Source organism: Klenkia sesuvii (assembly GCF_037083825.1).
GTDB lineage: Bacteria > Actinomycetota > Actinomycetes > Mycobacteriales > Geodermatophilaceae > Klenkia > Klenkia sesuvii.
In genome coordinates, this window is sequence record NZ_JBAPLU010000011.1 from 86,732 (window position 1) to 109,616 (window position 22,885).

Sequence of the window (22,885 nt, forward strand, 5' to 3'; positions counted from 1 at the left end):
CCCTACGCCTGCTGCGCTCGGCCGGGGTAGCTGCGGCTGGTGTAGACCTGGCCGGACGGCGTCACCCGGGTCTGGGTGCTGCCGACCATCACCAGGCAGCGCATGTCGACGGTGCCCGGGTCGAACTGGCCCAGGGTGGTCACCGTGACCGACTCCTCGGGACCGCCGACGTCGCGGCCCACCACCACCACCGTGTCGGGGGAGCGCACCTCGAGCAGGGCCGCGCGGGCGTCGAACAGCTGCTGCGGGCGGGCCCTGGAGCGCGGGTTGTAGATCGCGACGACCAGGTCGGCGGCGGCCGCGTGGCGCAGCCGGTCGAGCACGACGTCGAAGGGCTTGAGGACGTCGGACAGCGACAGGATGCAGAAGTCGTGCCCCAGCGGCGCCCCGATGCGGGAGGCGACGGCCTGCGCGGCGGTGATGCCGGGCAGCACCCGCACCGGGACGTCGGGGAAGTCGGCGGCGGCCACCTCGAGCACCGCGGCGGCCATCGCGAACACGCCGGGGTCGCCGCTGGAGACGACGGCCACGCGCCGGCCGGTGCGGGCCAGGGCCAGCGCGGCGGCGGCCCGCTCGGCCTCCACCCGGTTGTCGCTGGGGTGCTTGACCTGCCGCGGGTTGCTCGCGACCCGGTCGAGGTAGGGCCCGTAGCCGACCAGGTCGTCGGCCTCGGCCAGGGCGGCGGCGGTCTCGGGCGTCGTCCACCAGCGGGCGCCGGGCCCCAGCCCGACGACGGTCACCGACCCGCCGCCCCCCTGCCTCCCCGGGGCCGGCATGGGAGCCCCTGCACCCGCTTCCGGGGCCGCGACCGGGTGCACGGGCTCCCATGCCTCGCCGGGGGCGGCGGGTGAGCTGGCGGGGGCGACGGGTGCGGCGGGTGCGGCGGGCAGGACGGCGGCCAGGTCGGGGGCGTCGTTGCCCGGGCCGGTCAGCTCGCTCGGCAGCAGCGCCAGGGAGAAGTAGGGCACCGTCGCGGGGTCGACGTCGGCCAGCGGCAGCACGCGTTCCCGGTCGGTGGTGGCCCGCTCCACGTACCAGGCCCGGTCGAGCACCCCGGCCACGGCGAAGGCGTCGCGGACGGCGGGGAACGTGCGGCCCAGCTTCATCACCGCGGCCGAGTCGGCGGTCTCCAGCCAGGCGGCCAGCTCCTCGGTGGGCAGGGTGCCGGGCAGCACGGTGAGCACCTCGTCGCGCTCCACCAGCGGCCGGCCGAGCACCGCCGCGGCGCCGCTCACGCTGGTCACCCCGGGCACCACCTCGGTGGGGTAGCGGTGCGCCAGGCGCTTGTGCATGTGCATGTAGGAGCCGTAGAAGAACGGGTCGCCCTCGGCGAGGACGACGACGTCGCGGCCGGCGTCCAGGTGCGCGGCCAGGCGCTCGGCGGCCGAGGAGTAGAACTCGTCGATGGCGCCCTGGTAGCCGCCGGGGTGGTCGGTGGTCTCGGTGGTGACCGGGTAGACCAGCAGCTCCTCGACCTGTCCCGGGCGCAGGTACGGCTCGGCGAGCGAACGCGCCACCGACCGTCCGTGCCGGGCGGCGTGGAAGGCGACGACGTCGGCGGCGCCGATCAGCCGGGCCGCCTTGACCGTGACGAGCTCGGGGTCGCCGGGACCCAGCCCGACCCCGTAGAGGCGTCCGGTCATTCCGCGGTGCTCGCGAGCGCGTTGACCGCGGCGGCGGTGATCGCCGACCCGCCGCGCCGGCCGCGGACGACCAGGAAGTCCAGGTCGGAGGCGGCCAGGGCCTCCTTGCTCTCGACCGCGCCGATGAACCCGACCGGGATGCCGACGACGGCGGCCGGGCGGGGGGAACCGGCGGCGACCATCTCCAGCAGGTGGAACAGCGCGGTCGGGGCGTTGCCGATGGCCACGACGGCGCCGTCGAGCTTGTCGCCCCACAGCTGCAGGGCGGCCGCCGTCCGGGTGGTGCCCAGCGCCGCGGCGAGGTCCGGCGTCCGCGGGTCGTTGAGCGTGCAGACCACTTCGTTGTAGGCGGGCAGCCGCTTGCGGGTGACGCCGGCGGCCACCATCTGCGCGTCGCACAGCACCGGGGCGCCGCGCTCCAGCGCCGTGCGGGCCTTGCCCACCACGCCCTCGGAGAAGGCGACGTCGTCGACCAGGTCCACCTGCCCGCAGGCGTGGATCATCCGCACCGTCACCTGCGCGACGTCGGCCGGCAGCCGGTCCAGCGCGGCCTCGCGGCGGATGGTCGCGAACGACTGCCGGTAGATCTCGGCGCCGTCGTGCTCGTACTCGTAGCTCACCCTGCTCCGATCCGGTACCCGTCCTCGACGGCGAGGACGTCGGTCGATCCTGCCGGGCGCCCGCAACGGCGTTCGCACCCGGCCCAGTGCTGGGGGCCCGTGACCGGCAGCGTGCCGGTCGCCACGGCCCGGGCGGCGTCGGCGCGGACGTCGGCCCGCGACTTCGCGCACCCGGGCAGCCCGGCGCAGGCCGTGACCTGCGCCCAGGGGCTGGCCGCGTCGAACACCAGGCCCGCGTGGTGGAGTGCGGTGGCGACGTCGTCGACGTACTCGTCGGGCAGGTCGGGGACGGCGACGCTGCGCCACGGCGTGACCTGCACCTCGCTGCCCAGCGCCGCGGTGACCTGCACCAGGACGTCGAGCGCCGCCGTCGTCAGCCGGCCCAGCGGCACCAGCCCGACGAGCGCGACCAGCCCGCCGGCCTGGTCGACCGAGCCCACCGGGGGATCGGACGCGGGGACGGCGGACGGCGTGGCCGAGCCCCCCACCAGGCACGCCACCCGCGCCGGACCGTCGTCGAGCTCGGTCACCCGCCACGCCCGGCTCCGCTGGGCCTCGCGCTCGGCGAGGAAGGCGTGCGCGGCCCGGAGCACCAGGCGGTGGGCGTCGGCGGGCGCGGCGCGCAGGCCGGTCTCGTGGCCGGCCAGGGTCAGCGCGAGCGCGTCGGGGTCCACGGCGACCAGGCCGACGTCGCCGGTCAGGCCGTGCACGTCACCGCGGCCGTCGTCCACGGTGACCAGGAACCGGCCGGGCAGGGCGGCGAGCCCGGCGTCGGCGACCAGCCCGGCGTCCAGGGCCCGCACCACCGGACGGGCGTCGACCAGTCCGCCGGCCGCGCGGCCCGACAGCACGCTGGCGACGACGTTGCGGGCGGTCTCGTGCGGCTCCGAGGGCAGCAGCCCGGCACCGTGCAGCCGCCGGGCCAGCTCCGGCGGGGCGTCCTCGGCCAGGCCGCGCAGCTGCAGGTTGCCGCGGCTGGTGAGCTCCAGGGCGCCGTCGGCGAGGTCGACCGCGGCCTGGGCCAGCGCCAGCAGCTGCGGGCCGGTCAGCAGCCCGCCGGGGACCCGCACCCGGGCGAGCCGGCCGTCGGCGGCCAGGTGGGTCTGCACCGCACCCGGGCAGGCGTCGGCACGGTCGCGGGTGGTCATGGCCCGCCCGAGGTTACGTGCGCGGTTCAGCTCCGGGCGCCGCGCCCGAGCAGGATGACCACCGGCACCAGCAGGACGGCGGCGGCCACCGCGACCGACGGGTAGCCGCCGGTGGCCAGCACCGGGCCGGCCACGGCGCCCGCCGCCGCCCCCGCCAGGCCCATCACCAGGTCCGACGTGCCCTGGGCCGAGGTGCGCACCCCTGCCGGCACCGACTCCGACAGCAAGGTCGACCCGGCCACCAGGGCCGCCGACCAGCCCAGCCCCAGCAGCAGCATCGACAGGGTGACCCAGCCGCGGGCATCGGCCGGGGCCAGCCCGCCGACCACCAGCGACCCGGCCAGCAGCCCCACGCCGAGGGCGATGGTGGGCACCCGACCGGCCCGGTCGGCCAGCCAGCCCATCACCGGGGAGGCGGCGTACATGCCGGCGATGTGCACGCTGATCACCACACCGATGACCTGCAACGACGCCCCGCCGTGCCCCAGGTGCACCGGGGTCATGACCATGACCCCGACCATCACCGCGTGCGCGGTCATCACCGCGACCAGGCCGAGGCGGGCCGCGGGCAGGGCCAGCACGGTGCGCAGGGTGGCGGCGACGGTGGGGCGCGCGCCGCTCGCGACAGGTCCACCGGCGGCCAGCAGCGGGTCCGGGCGCAGCAGCAACCCCACGACCGCCGCCCCCGCGGCGAAGGACACCGCGGACAGCAGGAACGGGCCGGCCAGCGCGGGCAGGCCGAGGGCGCGGCCGAGCGACCCGCCGACGCCGGAGAGGTTGGGGCCGGCCACCGCACCGGCCGTCGTGGCCCACACGACCACCGACAGCGCCCGGCCGCGGGTCTGCGGGGTCGCGGCGTCGGTGGCCGCGTAGCGGGCCTGCAGGCCCGAGGCGGTGGCGCCGCCGACCAGCAGCAGCCCGGTCACCAGCAGGAGGAACGAGCCGACGACGGCGGCCAGCACCACCAGTCCCGCGCCCAGCAGGCCGAGGGCGTAGCCGGTGGCCAGGGCCGGACGACGGCCCCGCGCGGCGGCCAGCCGGGCCAGCGGCACCGCCAACCCCGCGGCACCCAGCACGGTGGCGGTCTGCGCCAGGCCCGACAGCGCGGTCGACCCCGACACCTGCTCGGCCAGCAACCCGCCGACGGCGATCCCGCTGGCCACCCCGACCCCGCCGAGCACCTGGCTGCCCACCAGCACCGGCACCGCACGGCGCCGGGCCCGGTCGCGGACGGTCTCGACGACGGCGGTCACGAGGGGGATCCTGCCGTGCAGGGGGCGGGAAGCGCGACGGTCCCGCGCGTGTTGTGCCCGCCGCCTGAGAGGAGGCCACGATGACCACCATCGACCTGCACTCCGAGTTCCTGCGCGCGGAGCTCTTCCTCACCAGCGGGCAGCCCGCCGAGGCCGTGGCCATCCTGGCCCCGGTGGTCGCCGCGTACCCGCACGACGTCGCGGTCCTCGAGCTGCTGGGGCGCTCGTGCTTCGAGTCCGCGCAGCTGGCGAAGGCCGAGCAGGCCTTCGGCGAGCTGGTCGAGCTGGCGCCGGCCGACGGCTGGGCCCGCCGGGCGCTGGCCCGCACCCTCGAGCGGCAGCACCGCGCCGACGAGGCGGCCACCCACCACCGCATGGCCGACGCCCTGGGCGCGGCCACCTGAGGCCCGCCCGGTTCAGGCCCACCCGGGTCAGGCCCGCCCCGGGTCAGGCCCGGCGACCGAGCCGGGCCAGCACCGCGGTCTGCCGGTCGGCGTCGGCGTCGACCGGCAGCGCCGGGGCGCAGATGCCGTCCATGTGCAGGGCGTCGCCGAAGGAGTCGGCGCCGGCAGCCGTCCGGTCGAGCTCGGCGTCGGTGAGCGCCTCGTCGCCGCCGGTGGCCCGGGCGACGTCCCAGCGGTGCACGACCATGTCCCACACGTAGAACTGCTCCAGCGTGGCCCCGACGGTCGTGGGCCCGAAGAACCCGTCGTAGCGCGTGCCGACCAGCTCGTCGGTCAGCGCCGCACCCACCGCGTCGGCGTGCGCCCGGAACACCTCGGCCGGGTCGCCGGTGGGCGCCGGCCCGAGGTCGGCGCCGTGCGTGGCCAGCAGCTCGCGCTGGGTGTCCACGACGTGCGCGACGACGTCGGCCGCCGTCCACCCCTCGCAGGGGGAGGGCGCGGACCAGCGGTCGGCGGGGACGGCGTCGAGGACGGCGGACAGCGCCGCGGCGGTGGATCGGTAGGAGGTCGCGGTGTCGGTCATGGTCCCCACCGTGGTCCGCGTCGGGCAGGCTGGTCTTGATGGAACCCGACAGCACCGACGCCGTCGAGCGCGCGCACCTGCGGGCGCCCGGCGACCGCTCGCACACCATGCACCGCTACGCGCCGCCGGCCGAGCTCGTGCCGCTGGTGCAGCGGTTCTGGATCCCGGTCTGGTCGGTGCCGCCGGGGCAGGAGTCCACCCAGCACGTGCTGCAGTACCCGGTCGCCCTGCTCGTGGTGGCGCCCGACTACGCCCGCTTCTACGGCGTGGTCACCGGGCTCTCGGCGACCACCCTCACCGGCGACGGCTGGGCGGTCGGGGTGATGCTGACCCCGGCCGCCGGGGCGCTCGTGGCGGGTGTCGACATGTCGACCTTCACCGACCGGCACGTCGACCTGACCGAGGTGCTGGGCGCCACCGACCTGCCCGCGCGGGTGCGTGCCGCGATGGCCGCCGACCCGTGCTCCGCCGCGGCCCACCGGGCGGCGACGACGGCGTTCGCCGACGTGCTGCGGCCGCTGCTGCCGGTGGACGCCGAGGGCGAGCTGGTCGACCGCGTGGTGGCCCTGGTGGAGAGCCGCCCCGACCTGCTGCGGGTGGCCCAGCTGTGCGAGGCGACCGGGCTGGGCGAGCGGGCCCTGCAGCGGCTGCTGCAGCGCCGGCTCGGGCTGACGCCGAAGTGGTTGATCCAGCGGCGCCGGCTGCACGAGGCCGCCGAGGCGCTGCGGCACGGCGAGGGGGCGATGGCCCAGACCGCCGCACTGCTGGGGTACGCCGACCAGGCGCACTTCACCCGCGACTGGACGGCGGTCACCGGTACCCCACCGGGCCGCTTCGCCGCCGCGCACCGCGCTCAGCCGAACGGGCCCGCACCCGCCCGCGAGACGACCCCCGGCACGCCGTCGGCCTCGAAGACGGTGATGTCGTCGGCGCCGTCCACGACGTAGGCCCACCCGGCCTCCAGCGCGGGGGTCTGCACGTCCGCCCCCGCGTCGTCGCTCAGTCGCACCTCGGTGCCGGCCGGGGCCACGACGACCGTGGTGGCCCCGAACGTCGAGGAGTCCGTCGCGTACCCGGCGCACCGGGTGACCACCGTGAGCGTGGCCAGGTCGGTGCCGGCCGGGTGGCTCTCCACCCCGCACGTGGCGATGCGGCCACCGCCGGTCCCGGTCGCCGTCCAGGCCGTCGAGGTGACCACGGCGCCGCTGGGGAACGTGACGGCCACCGTCACCGCCGACGCGGTGAGCCCGCCCGGGGCCGGGAAGCGACCCGCGCCCAGCACGGTGACCGGGAGGGCGGCGGGGTCCGCACCGGTGGGCGTGGCGACCTGGTCGAGCGCCGCGTCGTAGGCGGTGCGGTCGACCGGGCCCGGGCCGGACCGGGCGGCGCCGGGGTCGGTCCCGGGCGGGGCCGTCCAGGAGGTGTCGGACAGGTAGCTGGTCGGCGTCTCCTCGGCCACCACCGCGTCCTCGCGCACCACCCGGTAGGCCAGCGCCGGCGGGCCCACCGCGCCGGGCAGCTCGACGGCCGCGACCCCATCCTGGGTGTCGACGCCGCTGAAGGACCGGGCGGCCGACCCGTCGGCGGCCACCACGAACCCGGGCGTGACCTCCACCCGGTCGCCGGGCTGGGTCACCACCAGCAGGGTGGTCGACCGCGGGGTGCCCACGGCCATCGACCAGGCGGCCGGGCCGGGGCCGGACACCCAGCTGGCCCCGGACAGCACCAGGTCGGCGGTGTCGGCGCCGGCCGGCCCGGTGAACCACGAGCTGACCAGGCCACCCGTGGTGGTCTGCACGAACAGCACCCACCGCCCTCCGGCGGCGTCGCCGGCGTAGACGAGGCGGCCCTCGTCGGGTCCCGGGTCCAGCCGGGCCCGCAGCGCCGCGACGAGGGCGTCGTCGTCCACGAGCGACCCCCGGGCCGGACCGGCCGACGGGCCGGCCACCCCGTCGGCGGTGGTGGCCCGGGCGGCCGGCGGGGTGCCGGCCGGCAGGGCGCCGGGCAGCCAGGCAGCCGCCGCGCCGAGGACGGCGACCGCGCCCGCCGCGAGCAACCCCCGCGACCAGCGGCGCCGGCGCGCGCCCCTGACCTCCGCGGCGAGCTCGTCGGCGGTCAGGTCGCGCTGGCCGGCCAGGGCGGCCAGGCCCTCCAGCCGGGCCGGCAGCTCGGTGGCCGGGACGCCGAGCCGGTCGGGCAGACCCCCGGTGGCCGCCCCGGGCACCAGCTCGGCGACCGCGGCGTCGTCCAGGCCCTCGAACCAGCGCAGCACCACGGCGGTGCGCTCCGCCCGGGTCAGCCGGTCCAGGGCACGCGCGAGCTCGCGCGCGGCGGCGACGTCGGCGGGGGAGAGCCACCACGGGTCGCCCGACGTCCCGGCCAGCACCGCCTCGCGGACGAGCCGGCGGCCCAGGTGCGCCCGCACCAGGCCGGGCAGGCCGCCGCCGCGCAGCTCGCCCCGCACCAGCAGGTCGCGGGCCGCGGCGTCACCACCGGTCAGCAGGTAGGCGGTGGGGAGGTGCGCGGAGGGCAGCCTGCCGGTCGGCTGCTCCCCGCGCTCGTCGGCCACCGGCACAGTCAACCTCCTCGGCGCGGTCGGCCGCCGGTCGTGGCACCGTGACGTCGTGGAACGACCGACGTCCTGGCCCCGTGCCCTCGTCCGCGCCGTCCGGGGGTCGCTGTGGCCGGTCCCCGTGATCGGCGTGGTGGTGGCCATCGGGCTGGGCATCGCGCTGCCCGCCCTCGACGGGGCCCTCGAGGCCGGCGACGGCCAGAGCCCGCTCACCTTCGTGTTCGGCGGTGGGCCGTCGGCGGCCCGCGACGTCCTGGCCGCCATCGCCGGGTCGTTGATCTCGGTCACCGGCCTGGTGTTCTCGCTGACCGTCGTGGCGATGCAGCTGAGCAGCAGCCAGTACTCGCCGCGGGTGCTGCAGACGTTCGTCACCGACCGGGTCGTGCAGTTCACCCTCGGCCAGCTGGTGCTGACGTTCGTCTACGCGCTGACGGTGCTGCGCACGGTGCGCACCGAGAGCGCCGGCCTCACGTCGCAGCCCTTCGTGCCGCGGCTGTCGATCACGGTGGCCTACGTGCTGACGCTGGGCGCGGTGGTGGGGCTGCTGCTCTTCCTCGGCCACATCACGAACGCGCTGCGGGTCGAGACGATCATCCGCGACGTCCACGACGAGGCCACGCGGACCTTCGACGACGAGCTGGGCGCCGACCCCGACGCCGCGGCGCCCCGCCTCCCGGACGGGGAGGCGGTGCTGCTCACCGTCGGGGGCAGCGGGTTCCTGGTGGACGTCGACGACCGGGCCGTGGCCCGCGCCGCGCGGGAGGTCGGCGCGGTGGTGCTGCTCGACCCGTGCATCGGCGACCCGGTGCTCGCCCGGGTCCCGGTGGCGCACGTGTGGGCGGCCCCGGGCGCCGACCTCGCACCGCTGGAGCAGGCCCTGGAGGCAGGCCTGCACCTGGAGCACGAGCGCTCCCCGGCCCGGGACGTCGGCTACAGCCTGCGCAAGGTCGTCGACATCGCCGGTCGCGCCCTGAGCCCGGGGGTGAACGACCCGACCACCGCCGTGCACGCGCTCAGCCACATCTCGGCGCTGCTCGGCGACGTCGCGCACCGCCCGCTGGGGCCGGCCGTCACCCGCGACGAGGACGGCGCGACCCGGTTCGTCGTCCCGCAGCGCACCCTCGAGTCCCTGGTGCGCCTGGGCCTGGAGGAACCGCTGCAGTACGCCGAGGGGTCGCCCGCGGTGCTGCGCCGCATCGCGGGGGTGCTGCGCGAGCTGGCCTGGCGGGCCCCGCGCGGGCGGCTGGACGACGTGGTCCGCGACTGGACCGCGCGGTTGGCCGCCACGGCGGGCCGCACCGCCGACCTGGACCCCGCCGAGGTGCGCGACTGGCGGTCCGACGTCGAGGACGCCCTCGCCGGTCGCTGGCCGCGGTCGTGGCCCGACCGGGCGGCGGCGCGCCAGCGGACGCTCCCGGGGTGAGCCCGGCCGACCTCGTCGCGGCGCTGCGGGCCGCCGGCTGCGTCTTCGCCGAGGACGAGGCCGCCCTGCTGCTCGCCGACGGCCGGCCCCTCGCCGACCTGGTCGCCCGCCGGGTCGCCGGTGAGCCGCTGGAGCAGGTGCTGGGTTGGGTGGCCTTCTGCGGTCGGCGCGTGCTGCTGGACCCCGGTGTCTTCGTGCCGCGCCAGCGCACCGCGCTGCTGGTGGAGCAGGCGGTGGCGCTGGGCGGGCGGGTCGTGGTGGATCTGTGCTGCGGGTCCGGCGCGGTCGGCCTCGCGGTGGCCGACGGGCTCGGACGCGACGGGACGGGGGACGTCGGGACGGGCGACGTCGGGACGGGGGACAACGGGACGGGGGACGTCGGGACGGGGCTCGACGGGCTGGAGGACGTCCACCTGGTCGCCGCGGACGTCGACCCGGTCGCCGTCGCCTGCGCCCGGCGCAACGGGGTGACCGCCGTGGTCGGCGACCTGTACGGGCCGTTGCCGGCCCAGCTGCGGGGCCGGGTCGACCTGCTCTGCGTCAACGCCCCCTACGTGCCCACCGACGACGTCGCCGGCCTGCCCCCCGAGGCCCGCGACCACGAACCGGTGGCCGCCCTCGACGGCGGCCGCGACGGCCTGGACCTGCACCGGCGGGTCGCCGCCGGGGCGGGGGAGTGGCTGGCCCCCGGGGGCTCGGTGCTGCTGGAGACCAGCCGGGTGCAGGCCGCCGGCACGCTCGCCGCGGTCGCCGCCGGCGGCCTGGTCGCCCGCGTGGTCACCGACGACGACCGCGGCGCGACGGTCGTCGTCGGCACCCGCCCCGCCTGACCCGGGCGCCCGTCCCCCTCCGACGATCACGGACCTGCGTGCGGGACACACCGCGGCGCGGCGTCCCCAGGTCCGTGATCGACGGCGGTGCGAGCGGCGCGGGCAGTGCGGGCGGCGCGGGCGGTGCGGGCGGTGCGGGCGGCTCAGGCGGCGCGGGCGGTGCGGGCGGTGCGGGCGGCTCAGGCGGCGACCCGGGCGGCGTCCTCGGTGATGAGGTCCATGTTGATCTGCGCGCCGGCCAGCAGGCCCGCCGTCATCGCGCCCACGACCTGGGCCATCGGCTCGACCGCGTTGCCGGCCACCCACACGCCGGGCACCGACGTGCGGCCACCGCCGTCCGCGGCGATCTTCGTGCCGAGCACCAGGTCGCCCATCCGCAGGTCCTCCACCTGCAGCCCGAGACCGGCCAGGTGGTCGGTGCGGGCCCGCACGAACGAGGCGACGACCACGGCGTCGCGCGGCACCACCTCGCCGTCGGCCAGCCGCACGCCCGAGAGCCGGTCGTCGGTGACCTCGACCGCGGCGACGGTGCCCTCGACCACGCGCACCCCCCGGGCGGTCAGCGTCGCCCGGTCCTCGGCCGAGAGCCCCACCCCGTGCGCGAACAGCACGACGTCCGGGCTCAGCTGGGAGAACATCAGCGCCTGGTGCGCCGACATCGGGCTGGTGGCCAGCACCCCGATCGCCCGGCCACGCACCTCGTAGCCGTGGCAGTAGGGGCAGTGCAGCACGTCGCGGCCCCACCGCTCCGCCAGCCCGGCGACGTCGGGCAGCTCGTCGACCCCGCCGCCGGCCAGCAGCAGCCGGCGGGCGGTCAGGGTGCCGCCGTCGGCCAGCTGCACCTCGAAACCGCCCTCGACCGGTCGGGCGTCCACCACCTCGCCGGCCAGCACCCGCCCGCCGTAGCCCTCGAGCTCGCGCCGGCCGAGCGCGAGCAGCTCACGGGGCGCGATGCCCTCGTGGCCCAGCACGTTGTGCGCCCCGTCGGCCGGGGCGTTGCGCGGCCGGTCGTCGTCGACCACCACGACCGACCGCAACGACCGGGCCAGCGCCTTCGCGCCGCTGAGCCCCGCCGGTCCACCACCGATGACCACCACGTCTGCGTCCATGCCGACGACGGTGCGGCGTGGCCAGCCGGTGCCGCAACGAACCGTGCCGCTTCGGCAAATCCGTACCGGTGCCGCCCACCGGGTCAACCCCTGCCGCCGCCCCCTCCGCCGCGCCGTGGCAGGGAGGGAAGGGGCGCCGACGGGGGTTGACCCAGGCGGCGGCGCTAGAGGTGAGCGGCGGCGGGCGGTGAGCGGCGGGCTCCCGGCTCAGACGGTGACGGGCGGGACCGGGACGACGGGTGCGCGGCCCAGCTCGGACATGGCCAACGAGCGCAGGTGCACCTCGTCGGGCCCGTCGAACAGCCGCATCGCCCGGTGCCAGCCGGCCATCGCGGCCAACGGGGTGACGTCGGTGACCCCGGCACCGCCGTGCACCTGAATGGCCCGGTCGATCACCCGCCCGGCTGCCCGCGGGACGGCGACCTTGGCGATGGCGATGAGGTCCTTGGCCGCCTTGTTGCCCTCGGTGTCGATCACCTGGCAGGCCTGGTGGCAGACCAGCCGGGCCTGGTCGACGTCGATGCGCGACTCGGCGATCTGCTGCTGCACCACGCCCTGCTCGGCCAGTGGCCGGCCGAAGGCGACCCGCTCGGTCACCCGGGCGACCATCATCGCCAGGGCCCGCTCGGCGGCACCGAGGGCGCGCATGCAGTGGTGGATGCGGCCGGGCCCGAGCCGGGCCTGGGCCGCGGCGAACCCGCCGCCCTCCTCGCCGATGACCGCCGACAGCGGCACGCGCACGTCGTCGAAGCGCACCACGCCGTGGCCGTGCTGGTCGTGCTGGCCGAAGACCGGCAGGTCGCGCTCGACGGTGATGCCGGGGGTGTCCCGCGGAACGGCCAGCATCGACTGCTGGCGGTGCTTGTGCGCCGTGGGGTCGGTCTTGCCCATCACCACCAGGACGGCGCAGCGCGGGTCGAGCACGCCCGAGGTCCACCACTTGCGGCCGTTGATGACGTAGGAGTCGCCGTCGCGCTCGATGCGGGTCTCGATGTTGGTGGCGTCGCTGCTGGCCACGGCCGGCTCGGTCATCGCGAAGGCCGAGCGGATCTCACCGGCCAGCAGCGGCTCGAGCCACTGCTGCTGCTGCGCCGGGGTGCCCAGCAGGTGCAGCAGCTCCATGTTGCCGGTGTCGGGGGCGGCGCAGTTGATCGCCTCGGGGGCGAGGTCCAGGCTCCAGCCCGACAGCTCGGCGATGGGCGCGTACTCGAGCTGGGTGAGGCCGGACTCGCTGGGCAGGAACAGGTTCCACAGACCCCGCTCGCGCGCGGTGGCCTTGAGCCGCTCGAGGACGGCGGGGGGCTCGTGGCCGTCGGGCCCGGCCGCCCGGCGGTCGCGCTCGTACTCGGCCTCGGCGGGCAGCACCTCCTCGCGGAGGAACTCGACCATGCGGGCGTGCAGGTCGAGCGCACGGGGTGACGGAGCGGTCAGCGAGTGCGTCATGATCAGCCTTCCTGAACACGTGCGCCGGTGCACGGTGGCGGCACGCTAGCAGCGCCCGCCGACACGGACGGCGGGAGGAGCGGGTGGGATGACCTCGGACATCGGCACGTCGATCCGGCGGCTGCGCACCGCGCGCGGGGTCAGCCTGCGTGCGCTGGCGGCCGGGCTGGGGGTGAGCCCGGCGACGCTGAGCGCGGTCGAGAACGGCCACACGGGGGTGAGCGCCGTCCGGGTGGCCGCGATCGCCGACCTGCTGGGGGTGCCGGTGGCCCGGGTCTTCGACCCCGACGGCCGGGGCGGGCCGGGCCCCGGCGTCCTGGTCGGGACCGTGGCCGCGCCCCCGGCGCCGGTGCTCGACGACTGGCGCAGCTACGGCCCGCTGCAGCTGGACCCGGCCCTGACCGCGGCGCTGGCCGCCTTCGTCGAGGTGGGGTACCACGGCTCCACCATCCGCACCATCGCGGCGCACGCCGGGCTCTCGGTCTCCGGTCTCTACCACTACTACGAGAGCAAGTACGACATGCTCGTCGCCCTGCTCGACCGCACGATGGTCGACCTCGACGCCCGCATGCGCGCCGCCCGGGCGGAGGGGGGCGACCCCGTCGCCCGGGTGGGGACGCTGGTCGAGTGCCTGGCGCTGTTCCACAGCCATCGCCGTGGGACGGCGTTCCTGGGGGCGAGCGAGATGCGCAGCCTGCGCCCGGAGGACTACCTCCGGGTCGCGGCGGTGCGGCGTGCCCAGCAGCAGGCCGTCGACGAGGAGGTCGAGGCGGCCGTGCGCGCCGGCCAGCTCGCCGTCGCCGACCCCGGGACGGCGGCCCGAGCGGTCGTCACGCTGTGCACCGCCATCCCGCAGTGGTACCGCCCGGCCGGTCCGCTGGCGCCCGAGCAGCTCGCCGCGCAGTACGTCGGGTACGCCCTCGCGCTGCTCGGGCGGGCACCGTTGCAGGACGCCGTCGACCGCCTTGACCCCTCTCGCCTGTGACCTGCATCATGCTGCACGCCAGGCCTGGACCGGACGACCGTCCGGTCGCCGTCTCGACGAGGAGACCCCGTGACCAGCACCGAGAAGCCCGCGGCCCCCGACCTCACCGACCTGCTCGCCGACAGCCCCACGAACTGGGGCAAGTGGGGCCCCGACGACGAGGTCGGCGCCTTGAACTACCTCACCGCCGAGGAGGTGCTGCGCGGCATCGCCCACGTGAAGAAGGGCGAGGTGCACACCCTCCAGCGGCTCATCGGCGACCCGAAGGGCGACCCGGTGTGGCCCGGGCGCACCCCGGCCGAGCGCACGCAGATCCTCGACGAGTCGACCTGGGACGGCGAGGGCGCGCCCGCCTTCCCCGGCGGCCTGCACTACGCCGACGACAAGATCAACGCATTCCTGCAGGGCTCCACGCAGTACGACGCGCTGGGCCACGTCTGGTACGGCGGCAAGATCTGGAACGGCTACGACGCCCGCACCACCGTCGGCGGGCTGCAGAAGGCCAGCGTCGAGCCGATCGCGCAGAAGGGCGTGGTCGGCCGCGGCATCCTGCTGGACATGGCCCGCTTCCGCGGGAAGGCCACCCTCGACAAGGCCGAGACCTTCACCCACTCCGACCTCGAGGCGTGCGCCGCGGCCCAGGGCGTGACCATCGAGAAGCGTGACGTCCTGGTCATCCGCACCAACTTCCTGCAGCTGTTCCACGAGCAGGGCGAGGCGTTCTACGAGGGCTTCTGCGAGCCGGGCCTGGTCTACAGCCCCGAGCTGGTGCAGTGGTTCCAGGACATGGAGATCCCCAACCTGGTCACCGACACCATCGCCAACGAGGTGACCTTCGACCCCAACAACGGCACCGCGCTGCCGCTGCACAACGCGCTCATGCGCAACCTGGGGGTCACCCTCACCGAGATCGCCGACCTCGAGACGCTGGCCGACAGCTGCGCGGCCGACGGCCAGTACACCTTCCTCTACGCCGCCGCCCCGCTGAAGGTGCACCTGGGTTCGGGGTCGCCGGTGAACCCGCTGGCGATCAAGTGAGCGTCTACGCCGACAAGCCGTGGCTGGCCCGCTACGGCGAGGGCCAGCCCGCCTCCATCACCCCCGAGCACGACACCCTGCTGGCGGTGTTCCGGGCGACGGCCGACGCGACCCCCGACGCGGTGGCGATCCGCTACTTCGACGGCACGCTGACCTACGCCGACCTCGACGCCGCCTCCGACGCCCTGGCCCTCGGCCTGCTGGAGGGCGGCTTCGGCCAGGGCGACCGCATGGGCCTGTACGTGCAGAACGACCCGGCCTTCGTCATCGGGCTGCTGGGTGCGTGGAAGGCCGGCGGGGCGGCGGTGGCGCTCAACCCGATGAACAAGGCGGCCGAGCTCACCTACCTGCTCACCGACTCGGGGGCCACGGCGCTGCTGTGCCTCGACGAGCTGTACGACGCGGTCGCCCGCGACGTCCTGCCCGAGACGTCGGTGCGCACCGTCGTGACCTGCTCGGGGCTGGACCACCAGACCCGAGCCGATCCCCGGCTGTTCGAGGGGACGACGAAGCGCACGCCCGGGGGGACGGTCGACCTCGGCGAGCTGCAGACCCGGTTCGCCGGGCAGCAGCCCCCGCCGGTGCAGCTGTCCGGCGACGACATCGGCGTGCTCACCTACACGTCGGGGACGACCGGGCGGCCCAAGGGTGCGATGAACACGCACTCGACGATGACGTTCAACGCCTGCACCTACCGCGAGTGGATGCGGCTGGGCCCCGACGACGTGGTGCTGGGCGTGGCCCCGCTGTTCCACATCACCGGGCTGATCGGGCACGTCGCGATCGCGATGCTGGTCGGCTGCCCGCTGGTCATCGCGCACCGGTTCCACCCCGACGTCGTCCTGGAGGCGATCCGGGAGCACCGGCCGACGTTCACGGTCGGCGCGATCGCGGTGTTCATCGCCCTGGGGAACGCCGCGGGCGCCACCCGGGAGGACTTCTCCTCGTTGCGGACGGTGTACTCCGGCGGGGCCCCGATCGCGCCGGCGGTCACCGACCAGCTGGAGGAGAAGCTCGGCGTCTACGTGCACAACATCTACGGGCTGACCGAGACCAACAGCCCGTCGCACGGCGTGCCGATGGGTGTGAAGGCGCCGGTGGACGAGAACTCGGGCGCGCTGAGCGTCGGGGTGCCGGTGTACGACACCGTCGTCCGGGTGCTCGGCGAGGACGGCGAGGAGGTGCCGGTCGGCGAGGTGGGGGAATTCGCCACCTCGGGCCCGCAGGTGGTGCCCGGCTACTGGGAGCGGCCCGACGCCACCGCCGAGTCGATCCCGGGCGGTGAGCTGCGCACCGGCGACGTCGGGTTCATGGACGCCGACGGCTGGTTCTTCCTGGTCGACCGCAAGAAGGACATGATCAACGCGGCCGGCTACAAGGTGTGGCCGCGTGAGGTCGAGGACGTGCTCTACGGCCACCCCGCCGTCCGCGAGGTCGCCGTGGTGGGCATCCCCGACGAGGTGCGCGGGGAGACGGTGAAGGCCTACGTGTCGGCCAAGCCGGGTGCGACGGTCGACCCCGACGAGGTCATCGCGTGGGCCAAGGAGCGCATGGCGGCCTACAAGTACCCGCGGTTCGTGGAGGTGGTCGACGAGCTGCCCAAGACGACGACCGGCAAGATCCTCCGCCGCGAGCTGCGCGCCCGCGCATGAGGGACCCGCGCCGGTGGCCGGCCGACCGGCCACCGCGCGGGCGTCCGGGGGATCGTTCCAGCCGCTCCGGTACCGCATACTGCCTCCGTGGCCACGACGCGTGGTGAGGGCGCCGGGGACCGGGACGTGCTCCTGGCCCGGCTCGCCGTGGCCACCGCCGCCGCCGGGCTCGGGCTGTGGGACTGGGACCTGCGGACCGACGCGCTGGTCTGGGACGCCCGCAGCATCGCGATCTACGGGCTGACCGGGCAGCCGCTGACCGGCACCGTGGCCGACATCGACCTCGGCATCCACCCCGACGACCGCCCGGTGGTCCAGGAGGCCCTGGACGAGGCGATCGTGGACGGCGACCTGCTCGACGTCGAGTTCCGGGTGGTGCACCCCGACGGCGGGGTGCGGTGGGTGTCCGCCCTGGGTCGCGTGCTGCACGACGGCGACGGCGTGCCGGTGCGCATGGTGGGCACCAACGCCGACGTCACCGACGCCCGGGAGGCCGTCCAGCAGCAGTTCGCCGACGCCCAGCGGATGGCCGGCCTGGTGACGGTGGCCGAGGAGCTGGGCGGGGTGGAGACCGTGGGCGCCGCGGTGGCGGTGGTGACCCGGCACGCCGCCGCGACGCTGGGGACGACCGGGGTCATCCTGTGCCTGACCGAGGAGGACGGGTCGGGCGTCACCACCGTGGTCGACGCGCCGCTGGACTCGCGGACGGTGGACCGGGTGCGCCGGCTGCCCGCGGACTTCCCGCTGCCGATGGTGGACTCCGCGGTGCGCGGCCGGGCCCACTTCCTCCCCGACCTGGAGGCCGCCGCCGCCGCGTTCCCCGGCGGGGTCGGCCTGTGGCGCAGCTCCGGCGTGCGGTCGGGCTGCTCGGTCCCGCTGCGGTCGGCGCACCGGGTGATCGGCTCGCTGGCCCTGGGCCACCGGGTGGACCGGCACTGGCGCCCCGCCGACCGCGAGTTCGTGGGTGCGCTGGGGGCGCTCACCGCGCAGACCCTCAGCCGCATCTCCTCCACCGAGGCCGCGGCCTCCGCCGCCCGGGCGGTGGCCCGGCTGGCCGAGACGCTGCAGCGCTCGCTGCTCACCGCCCCGCCCCGCTCCGACCACCTGCAGGTCGTGCCCCGCTACGTCCCGGCCGCGGCCGAGGCGCAGGTCGGCGGCGACTGGTACGACGCCTTCCTCGGCCCCGACGGCGCCACCCACCTGGTCATCGGCGACGTCACCGGGCACGACCGGGAGGCCGCCGCCGCCATGGCCCAGCTGCGCAACCTGCTGCGCGGCATCACCTGGTCCTCCGGCGGCACCCCCGCGCAGGTGCTCGCCACCCTGGACCGGGCGGTGCAGGGGCTGGACGTCGGCACCCTGGCCACGGTGCTGGTGGCCCGGGTCGAGCAGTCCGAGGACGGCGGGCGGGTGCTGCGCTGGTCCAACGCCGGCCACCCGCCGCCGTTGCTGGTCGACGTCGACGGCGGGTCGGCACCGCTGACCGGGCACGACCTCCTGCTGGGCGTCGACCCCACGCGGCCGCGCCGGGACCACACCGTCGTCCTGCTGCCGGGCAGCACGCTGCTGCTCTACACCGACGGGCTGGTCGAGCGCCGGGGCAGCGACCTGGACGCCGGCACCGCCCGGCTGGCGCAGACGGTGCAGCGCCTGGTGCGTGCCGGGGTCGGCCTGGACGAGCTGTGCGACCGGGTGCTGGCCACGGTGCCCCGCCACCCCGACGACGACGTCGCCCTGGTCGCCCTGCGGGCCCACCCGCAGCAGGTGCCTCGCCCACGTGCGGCCGGTCCGGTCGCCGTCCCGGAGCTGCCGGGGACGGCCGGGTAGCGTCGGCGCACAACCACGGCAGTGCGCAGGAAACCGGTGCGACACCGGTGCGGTCCCGCCACTGTGACCCCTCGGGGGAGCCAGACACTGCGGCTGCCGTGCCCCACGAACTCCGGGCGCGGACCCGGGGGAAGGCTCACGGTGCGCACCTTCACGCTCCTGTCCACGTCCGACACCGACCTGCTGGCCGCGCGGACCAGCGACTCCGACTGGCGGCTGGGCAACCCCTACCGGGTCGGCGACCTCGTCGAGTTCGCCCGCGGCACCGACCTCGTGGTCTTCCGGATCCTCGGCTCGCGCCGGAAGTACGAGGACATGGTGCGGCCGTTGCTGGAGCTGGGCGTGCCGGTCGTGGTGCTGGGCGGGGAGCAGCTGCCCGACGCCGAGCTCATGGGGCTGTCGACCGTGCCGATGGGCGTGGCCACCGAGGCGCACGCCTACCTGGCCCAGGGCGGCCCGGGGAACATCGTGCAGCTGCACCGGTTCCTGGCCGACACCGTGCTGCTGGACGGCGAGGGGTTCGACAAGCCGGCCGTGGCCCCCGACTGGGGCGTCGTCGACCGGCGGTCCTCGGTGACCGGGCCGCGGGTCGCCGTCCTGTACTACCGGGCGCACCACCTGGCCGGGAACACCGCGTTCGTCGACACCCTGTGCGCCGCGGTCGAGACCGCCGGTGGGGTGCCGGTGCCGGTCTACTGCGCGTCGCTGCGCTCGGTCGACCCGGCGATGCTCGACGTGCTGCGCACGGTCGACGCCATGGTCGTCACCGTGCTGGCGGCCGGCGGTTCCCGCCCGGCCACCGCCCAGGCCGGTGGGGACGACGGCGCCTGGGACGTCGGCGCGCTGGCCGACCTGGACATCCCGGTCATCCAGGGCCTGGTGCTCGGCAGCGACCGGGAGACCTGGGCCGGCAACGACGACGGGCTCTCGCCGCTGGACGTCGGCAACCAGGTGGCCATCCCCGAGTTCGACGGCCGCATCATCACCGTGCCGTTCTCCTTCAAGGAGGTCGACGCCGACGGCCTGACCTCCTACGTGCCCGACCCCGAGCGGGCCGCCCGCGTCGCCGGCATCGCCGTGGCGCACGCCCGGTTGCGCCACACCCCGCCGTCCGAGCGCAAGGTCGTGGTGATGCTGTCGGCGTACCCGACCAAGCACGCCCGGATCGGCAACGCGGTGGGGCTGGACACGCCGGCGTCGGTCGTCCGGCTGCTGGCCGCGATGGCCGGGCAGGGCTACGACATCGGCCCGTTCGACGGGCCCGGCTCGCTGCCCGGCGTCGCGGACCTGGACGGCGACGCCCTGGTGCACGCGCTCATCGAGGCCGGCGGCCAGGACCCCGACTGGCTCACCGCCGAGCAGCTGAGCGGCAACCCGGTGCGCATCCCGGCCGCCGAGTACCGGCGGTGGTTCGACACACTCCCGGCCGAGCTGACCGACCGCATGGTCGAGCACTGGGGCCCGCCGCCGGGGCAGCTGTTCGTCGACCCCACCGACGACTGCATCGTGTTCGCCGCGCTGCGCGCCGGCAACGTCGTGGTGATGGTGCAGCCTCCGCGCGGGTTCGGCGAGAACCCGATCGCGATCTACCACGACCCCGACCTGCCGCCCAGCCACCACTACCTGGCCGCCTACCACTGGCTGCGCTCGGAGTTCGGGGCCCACGCGCTGGTGCACGTGGGCAAGCACGGCAACCTGGAGTGGATGCCCGGCAAGACGGTGGGCCTCTCGGCGTCCTGCGCGCCCGACGCCGCCCTCGGGGACCTGCCGGTGGTCTACCCGTTCCTGGTCAACGACCCGGGTGAGGGCTCGCAGGCCAAGCGCCGCGCGCACGCCGTGCTGGTCGACCACATGGTGCCGCCGATGGCCCGTGCCGACTCCTACGGCGACATCGCCCGGCTGGAGCAGCTGCTCGACGAGCACGCCAACATCGCCGCGATGGACCCGCCGAAGCTCCCGGCCATCCGCCAGCAGATCTGGACGCTCATCCAGGCCGCGAAGATGGACCACGACCTGGGCCTGGAGGACCGGCCGCACGACGCCGAGTTCGACGAGATGATCCTGCACGTCGACGGCTGGCTGTGCGCCATCAAGGACTCCCAGATCCGCGACGGCCTGCACGTCTTCGGCTCCCCGCCCGAGGGTGACGCCCGGGTGGGCCTGGTGCTGGCGATCCTGCGCGCCCGGCAGATCTGGGGCGGCGCAGTCGCGATGCCGGGCCTGCGCGAGGCGCTGGGCCTGGTCGAGGACGGGACGGCGGGCCTGGCCGAGACCGACGCCGTCGAGGCCCGGGCGCTGGCGCTGGTGGAGGGGCTCGAGGCCGCCGGCTGGACGTCGTCCGCGGTCGGGCCCGTGGTGACCCAGGTGCTGGGCGGCCCGCACGCCGACGTCGAGCGGGTGCTGCACTTCGCCGTCGACGAGCTGGTGCCGCGGCTGGCCCGCACCACCGACGAGATCGACCTGGCGCTGCACGCCCTGGACGGCGGCTACGTGCCGGCCGGGCCGTCGGGCTCGCCGCTGCGCGGGCTGGTCAACGTGCTGCCGACCGGGCGCAACTTCTACTCCGTGGACCCGCGCGCGGTGCCCTCGCGGCTGGCCTGGGAGACCGGGCAGGGTCTGGCCGACGGCCTGCTGGAGCGCTACCGGTCCGAGGAGGGCTCGTGGCCGGCGTCGGTGGGCCTCTCGGTGTGGGGCACGTCGGCCATGCGCACGAGCGGGGACGACGTCGCCCAGGTGCTGGCGCTGCTCGGCGTCCGGCCCGTGTGGGACGAGGCCTCGCGCCGGGTCAAGGAGCTCGAGCCGATCCCGCTGGCCGAGCTGGAGCGCCCGCGCATCGACGTCGTCGTCCGCATCTCGGGCTTCTTCCGGGATGCGTTCCCGCACGTGGTGACCATGCTCGACGACGCCGTCACCCTGGTGGCGGGGCTGGACGAGTCGCCGGAGGACAACTACGTGCGCCGCCACGTCGACGCCGACGTCGCCGAGCACGGCGACCGGCGCCGGGCCACCACGCGGGTGTTCGGCTCGAAGCCCGGCGCGTACGGGGCGGGGCTGCTGTCGCTGATCGACAGCCGCGACTGGCGCACCGACGCCGACCTGGCCGAGGTCTACGCGGTCTGGGGCGGCTACGCCTACGGCCGCGACCTCGACGGCGCGTCGGCCCGCCCGGACATGGAGACGGCCTACCGGCGCATCGCGGTGGCGGCGAAGAACATCGACACCCGCGAGCACGACATCGCCGACTCCGACGACTACTTCCAGTACCACGGCGGGATGGTCGCCACGGTCCGCGCGCTGACCGGCGCCTCGCCCAAGGCCTACATCGGCGACTCCACCCGGCCCGAGCACGTGCGCACCCGCTCGCTGGTCGAGGAGACCTCCCGGGTGTTCCGCGCCCGGGTGGTCAACCCGAAGTGGATCGCCGCGATGCGCCGGCACGGCTACAAGGGCGCCTTCGAGATGGCCGCGACCGTGGACTACCTGTTCGGCTACGACGCCACCACCGGCGTCGTCGCCGACTGGATGTACGAGAAGCTGACCCAGAGCTACGTGCTCGACCCGGAGAACCGGGCGTTCCTGGAGGAGTCCAACCCCTGGGCGCTGCACGGGATCGCCGAGCGCCTGCTCGAGGCCGTCGACCGGTCGTTGTGGGCGTCGCCGGACCCGGAGGTCCTGGCTGCGCTCCAGCAGGCCTACCTGGATACCGAGGGCGACCTGGAAGCCGGCCCCCGCACCCCCGCCGAGAGGAACTCGTGAACCGCCGCCGCACCGCCCTGCTCGCCCTCCCCGCCGCGCTGCTCCTGGCCGCCTGCGGATCCTCCCCCGAGGGCGCCACCTCGTCCTCGGACGGCGGGGCGGCCACCGCTTCGTCGCCCGCGGTCCAGGGGCCGACGGCCGGTGCGGCGGGGTGCACCGACGCGCCCGCCACGGCCGAGGCGCCGGCTTCGGTGTCGACCGACCTGTCGGTGCAGCCCGGGTCAGCGGCACCGACGCCGAGCCGCCGTGCGGGTTGGTGGTCGCCGACGTGGTGGTCGGCGACGGGCCGGTGGCGGAGTCGGGATCGGCGGTCGAGGTGAAGTACGTGGGCGCCTTCTACGAGTCCGGCGAGGTGTTCGACGCCTCGTGGAAGAACGGGGCGGACTCCACGCTGCCCTTCACCGCCGGCGCCGGCCGGGTGATCCAGGGCTTCGGCCAGGGCGTGCAGGGCATGGCGGTCGGTGGCCGGCGGGTCATCACCATCCCCAGCGACCTCGGCTACGGCGACCGCGGCGCGGGTGGTGGGGCCATCCCCGGCGGCGCCACCCTCGTCTTCGTCGTGGACCTCGTCTCCGTCAGCTGAGCGCTGGCCCAGGGTG

18 protein-coding genes and 1 riboswitch are annotated in these 22,885 nt (G+C 76.0%); of the genes, 10 read left to right on the forward strand and 8 right to left on the reverse strand.

Going from position 1 to position 22,885, the window contains the following annotated elements; all coding sequences use genetic code 11:
• Nucleotides 1-2: 2 nt before the first annotated feature.
• From TEK04_RS12495 to TEK04_RS12510, 4 genes are read right to left on the reverse strand one after another with little or no spacing between them, the layout of a single operon-like run.
• On the reverse strand, nucleotides 3-1,643 hold the full coding sequence (locus tag TEK04_RS12495; protein ID WP_336404670.1) for a precorrin-2 C(20)-methyltransferase: 1,641 nt from the start codon (nucleotides 1,641-1,643) through the stop codon (nucleotides 3-5).
• Nucleotides 1,640-2,263: a precorrin-8X methylmutase gene (locus TEK04_RS12500; RefSeq protein WP_336404671.1), complete on the reverse strand. Its 624-nt coding sequence runs from the start codon at nucleotides 2,261-2,263 to the stop codon at nucleotides 1,640-1,642. The genes TEK04_RS12495 and TEK04_RS12500 overlap by 4 nt, the downstream gene beginning before the upstream one ends.
• Nucleotides 2,260-3,411: a precorrin-3B synthase gene (cobG, locus tag TEK04_RS12505; protein ID WP_336404672.1), complete on the reverse strand. Its 1,152-nt coding sequence runs from the start codon at nucleotides 3,409-3,411 to the stop codon at nucleotides 2,260-2,262. The genes TEK04_RS12500 and cobG overlap by 4 nt, the downstream gene beginning before the upstream one ends.
• Nucleotides 3,412-3,437: 26 nt before the next feature.
• Nucleotides 3,438-4,664 (reverse strand): MFS transporter, encoded by a 1,227-nt coding sequence (locus TEK04_RS12510; RefSeq protein ID WP_336404673.1) that lies wholly within the window; start codon nucleotides 4,662-4,664, stop codon nucleotides 3,438-3,440.
• An 80-nt stretch (nucleotides 4,665-4,744) separates the two neighbouring features.
• Here TEK04_RS12510 and TEK04_RS12515 point away from each other — a divergent pair, with 80 nt between their 5' ends.
• Nucleotides 4,745-5,068: a tetratricopeptide repeat protein gene (locus TEK04_RS12515; RefSeq protein WP_336404674.1), complete on the forward strand. Its 324-nt coding sequence runs from the start codon at nucleotides 4,745-4,747 to the stop codon at nucleotides 5,066-5,068.
• A 43-nt stretch (nucleotides 5,069-5,111) separates the two neighbouring features.
• Here TEK04_RS12515 and TEK04_RS12520 read toward each other — a convergent pair whose 3' ends face one another.
• The gene (locus TEK04_RS12520; protein WP_336404675.1) at nucleotides 5,112-5,651 is read right to left on the reverse strand and encodes a maleylpyruvate isomerase family mycothiol-dependent enzyme; all 540 of its coding nucleotides are present in this window, start codon (nucleotides 5,649-5,651) and stop codon (nucleotides 5,112-5,114) included.
• 38 nt (nucleotides 5,652-5,689) lie between these two features.
• On the opposite strand from TEK04_RS12520, the gene TEK04_RS12525 reads away from it, so the two are divergent.
• On the forward strand, nucleotides 5,690-6,598 hold the full coding sequence (locus TEK04_RS12525; protein ID WP_336404676.1) for a helix-turn-helix domain-containing protein: 909 nt from the start codon (nucleotides 5,690-5,692) through the stop codon (nucleotides 6,596-6,598).
• Here the strand turns inward: TEK04_RS12525 and TEK04_RS12530 are convergent.
• A complete protein-coding gene (locus tag TEK04_RS12530; protein WP_336404677.1) occupies nucleotides 6,505-8,220 on the reverse strand; it encodes a hypothetical protein in 1,716 nt (571 codons plus the stop codon). The genes TEK04_RS12525 and TEK04_RS12530 overlap by 94 nt on opposite strands.
• Nucleotides 8,221-8,275: 55 nt before the next feature.
• On the opposite strand from TEK04_RS12530, the gene TEK04_RS12535 reads away from it, so the two are divergent.
• Entirely contained in the window at nucleotides 8,276-9,646 is a 1,371-nt protein-coding gene (locus TEK04_RS12535; protein WP_336404678.1) for a DUF2254 domain-containing protein, read from the forward strand.
• The gene (locus TEK04_RS12540; protein ID WP_336404679.1) at nucleotides 9,643-10,476 is read left to right on the forward strand and encodes a putative protein N(5)-glutamine methyltransferase; all 834 of its coding nucleotides are present in this window, start codon (nucleotides 9,643-9,645) and stop codon (nucleotides 10,474-10,476) included. Before TEK04_RS12535 ends, TEK04_RS12540 begins: the two co-directional genes overlap by 4 nt.
• 179 nt (nucleotides 10,477-10,655) lie before the next feature.
• Here TEK04_RS12540 and TEK04_RS12545 read toward each other — a convergent pair whose 3' ends face one another.
• Both TEK04_RS12545 and TEK04_RS12550 read right to left on the reverse strand, forming a co-directional pair.
• Nucleotides 10,656-11,585 carry an NAD(P)/FAD-dependent oxidoreductase gene (locus tag TEK04_RS12545; RefSeq protein ID WP_336404680.1) on the reverse strand — a complete coding sequence of 310 codons (930 nt, stop codon included), beginning with the start codon at nucleotides 11,583-11,585 and terminating at the stop codon, nucleotides 10,656-10,658.
• Between the two features lie 207 nt (nucleotides 11,586-11,792).
• Nucleotides 11,793-13,028, reverse strand: a complete 1,236-nt coding sequence (locus TEK04_RS12550; RefSeq protein WP_336404681.1) for an acyl-CoA dehydrogenase family protein — start codon at nucleotides 13,026-13,028, stop codon at nucleotides 11,793-11,795.
• 88 nt (nucleotides 13,029-13,116) lie between these two features.
• Here TEK04_RS12550 and TEK04_RS12555 point away from each other — a divergent pair, with 88 nt between their 5' ends.
• From TEK04_RS12555 to TEK04_RS12580, 6 genes are all read left to right on the forward strand, one after another.
• Entirely contained in the window at nucleotides 13,117-14,013 is an 897-nt protein-coding gene (locus TEK04_RS12555) for a TetR-type transcription factor C-terminal domain-containing protein (protein WP_336404682.1), read from the forward strand.
• Between the two features lie 69 nt (nucleotides 14,014-14,082).
• Nucleotides 14,083-15,051: a cyclase family protein gene (locus TEK04_RS12560; RefSeq protein ID WP_336404684.1), complete on the forward strand. Its 969-nt coding sequence runs from the start codon at nucleotides 14,083-14,085 to the stop codon at nucleotides 15,049-15,051.
• Nucleotides 15,048-16,703, forward strand: coding sequence for a class I adenylate-forming enzyme family protein (locus TEK04_RS12565; protein ID WP_336404685.1), 1,656 nt, complete (start codon nucleotides 15,048-15,050; stop codon nucleotides 16,701-16,703). The genes TEK04_RS12560 and TEK04_RS12565 overlap by 4 nt, the downstream gene beginning before the upstream one ends.
• 87 nt (nucleotides 16,704-16,790) lie before the next feature.
• Nucleotides 16,791-18,530, forward strand: a complete 1,740-nt coding sequence (locus tag TEK04_RS12570; RefSeq protein WP_336404686.1) for a SpoIIE family protein phosphatase — start codon at nucleotides 16,791-16,793, stop codon at nucleotides 18,528-18,530.
• A 26-nt stretch (nucleotides 18,531-18,556) separates the two neighbouring features.
• A riboswitch (cobalamin riboswitch) is annotated at nucleotides 18,557-18,620 on the forward strand.
• A gap of 51 nt (nucleotides 18,621-18,671) precedes the next feature.
• A complete protein-coding gene (gene cobN, locus TEK04_RS12575) occupies nucleotides 18,672-22,286 on the forward strand; it encodes a cobaltochelatase subunit CobN (RefSeq protein ID WP_336404687.1) in 3,615 nt (1,204 codons plus the stop codon).
• A gap of 151 nt (nucleotides 22,287-22,437) precedes the next feature.
• Entirely contained in the window at nucleotides 22,438-22,869 is a 432-nt protein-coding gene (locus TEK04_RS12580; protein WP_336404688.1) for an FKBP-type peptidyl-prolyl cis-trans isomerase, read from the forward strand.
• Nucleotides 22,870-22,885 lie beyond the last annotated feature (16 nt).

Bases quoted from the DNA above. Each gene is read 5' to 3' on its own strand.
- cobG (WP_336404672.1), bottom strand. From the start codon at position 3,411: ATGACCACCCGCGACCGTGCCGACGCCTGCCCGGGTGCGGTGCAGACC.
- TEK04_RS12520 (WP_336404675.1), bottom strand. From the start codon at position 5,651: ATGACCGACACCGCGACCTCCTACCGATCCACCGCCGCGGCGCTGTCC.
- TEK04_RS12515 (WP_336404674.1), top strand. From the start codon at position 4,745: ATGACCACCATCGACCTGCACTCCGAGTTCCTGCGCGCGGAGCTCTTC.
- TEK04_RS12495 (WP_336404670.1), bottom strand. From the start codon at position 1,643: ATGACCGGACGCCTCTACGGGGTCGGGCTGGGTCCCGGCGACCCCGAG.
- TEK04_RS12550 (WP_336404681.1), bottom strand. From the start codon at position 13,028: ATGACGCACTCGCTGACCGCTCCGTCACCCCGTGCGCTCGACCTGCAC.
- TEK04_RS12555 (WP_336404682.1), top strand. From the start codon at position 13,117: ATGACCTCGGACATCGGCACGTCGATCCGGCGGCTGCGCACCGCGCGC.
- TEK04_RS12525 (WP_336404676.1), top strand. From the start codon at position 5,690: ATGGAACCCGACAGCACCGACGCCGTCGAGCGCGCGCACCTGCGGGCG.
- TEK04_RS12545 (WP_336404680.1), bottom strand. From the start codon at position 11,585: ATGGACGCAGACGTGGTGGTCATCGGTGGTGGACCGGCGGGGCTCAGC.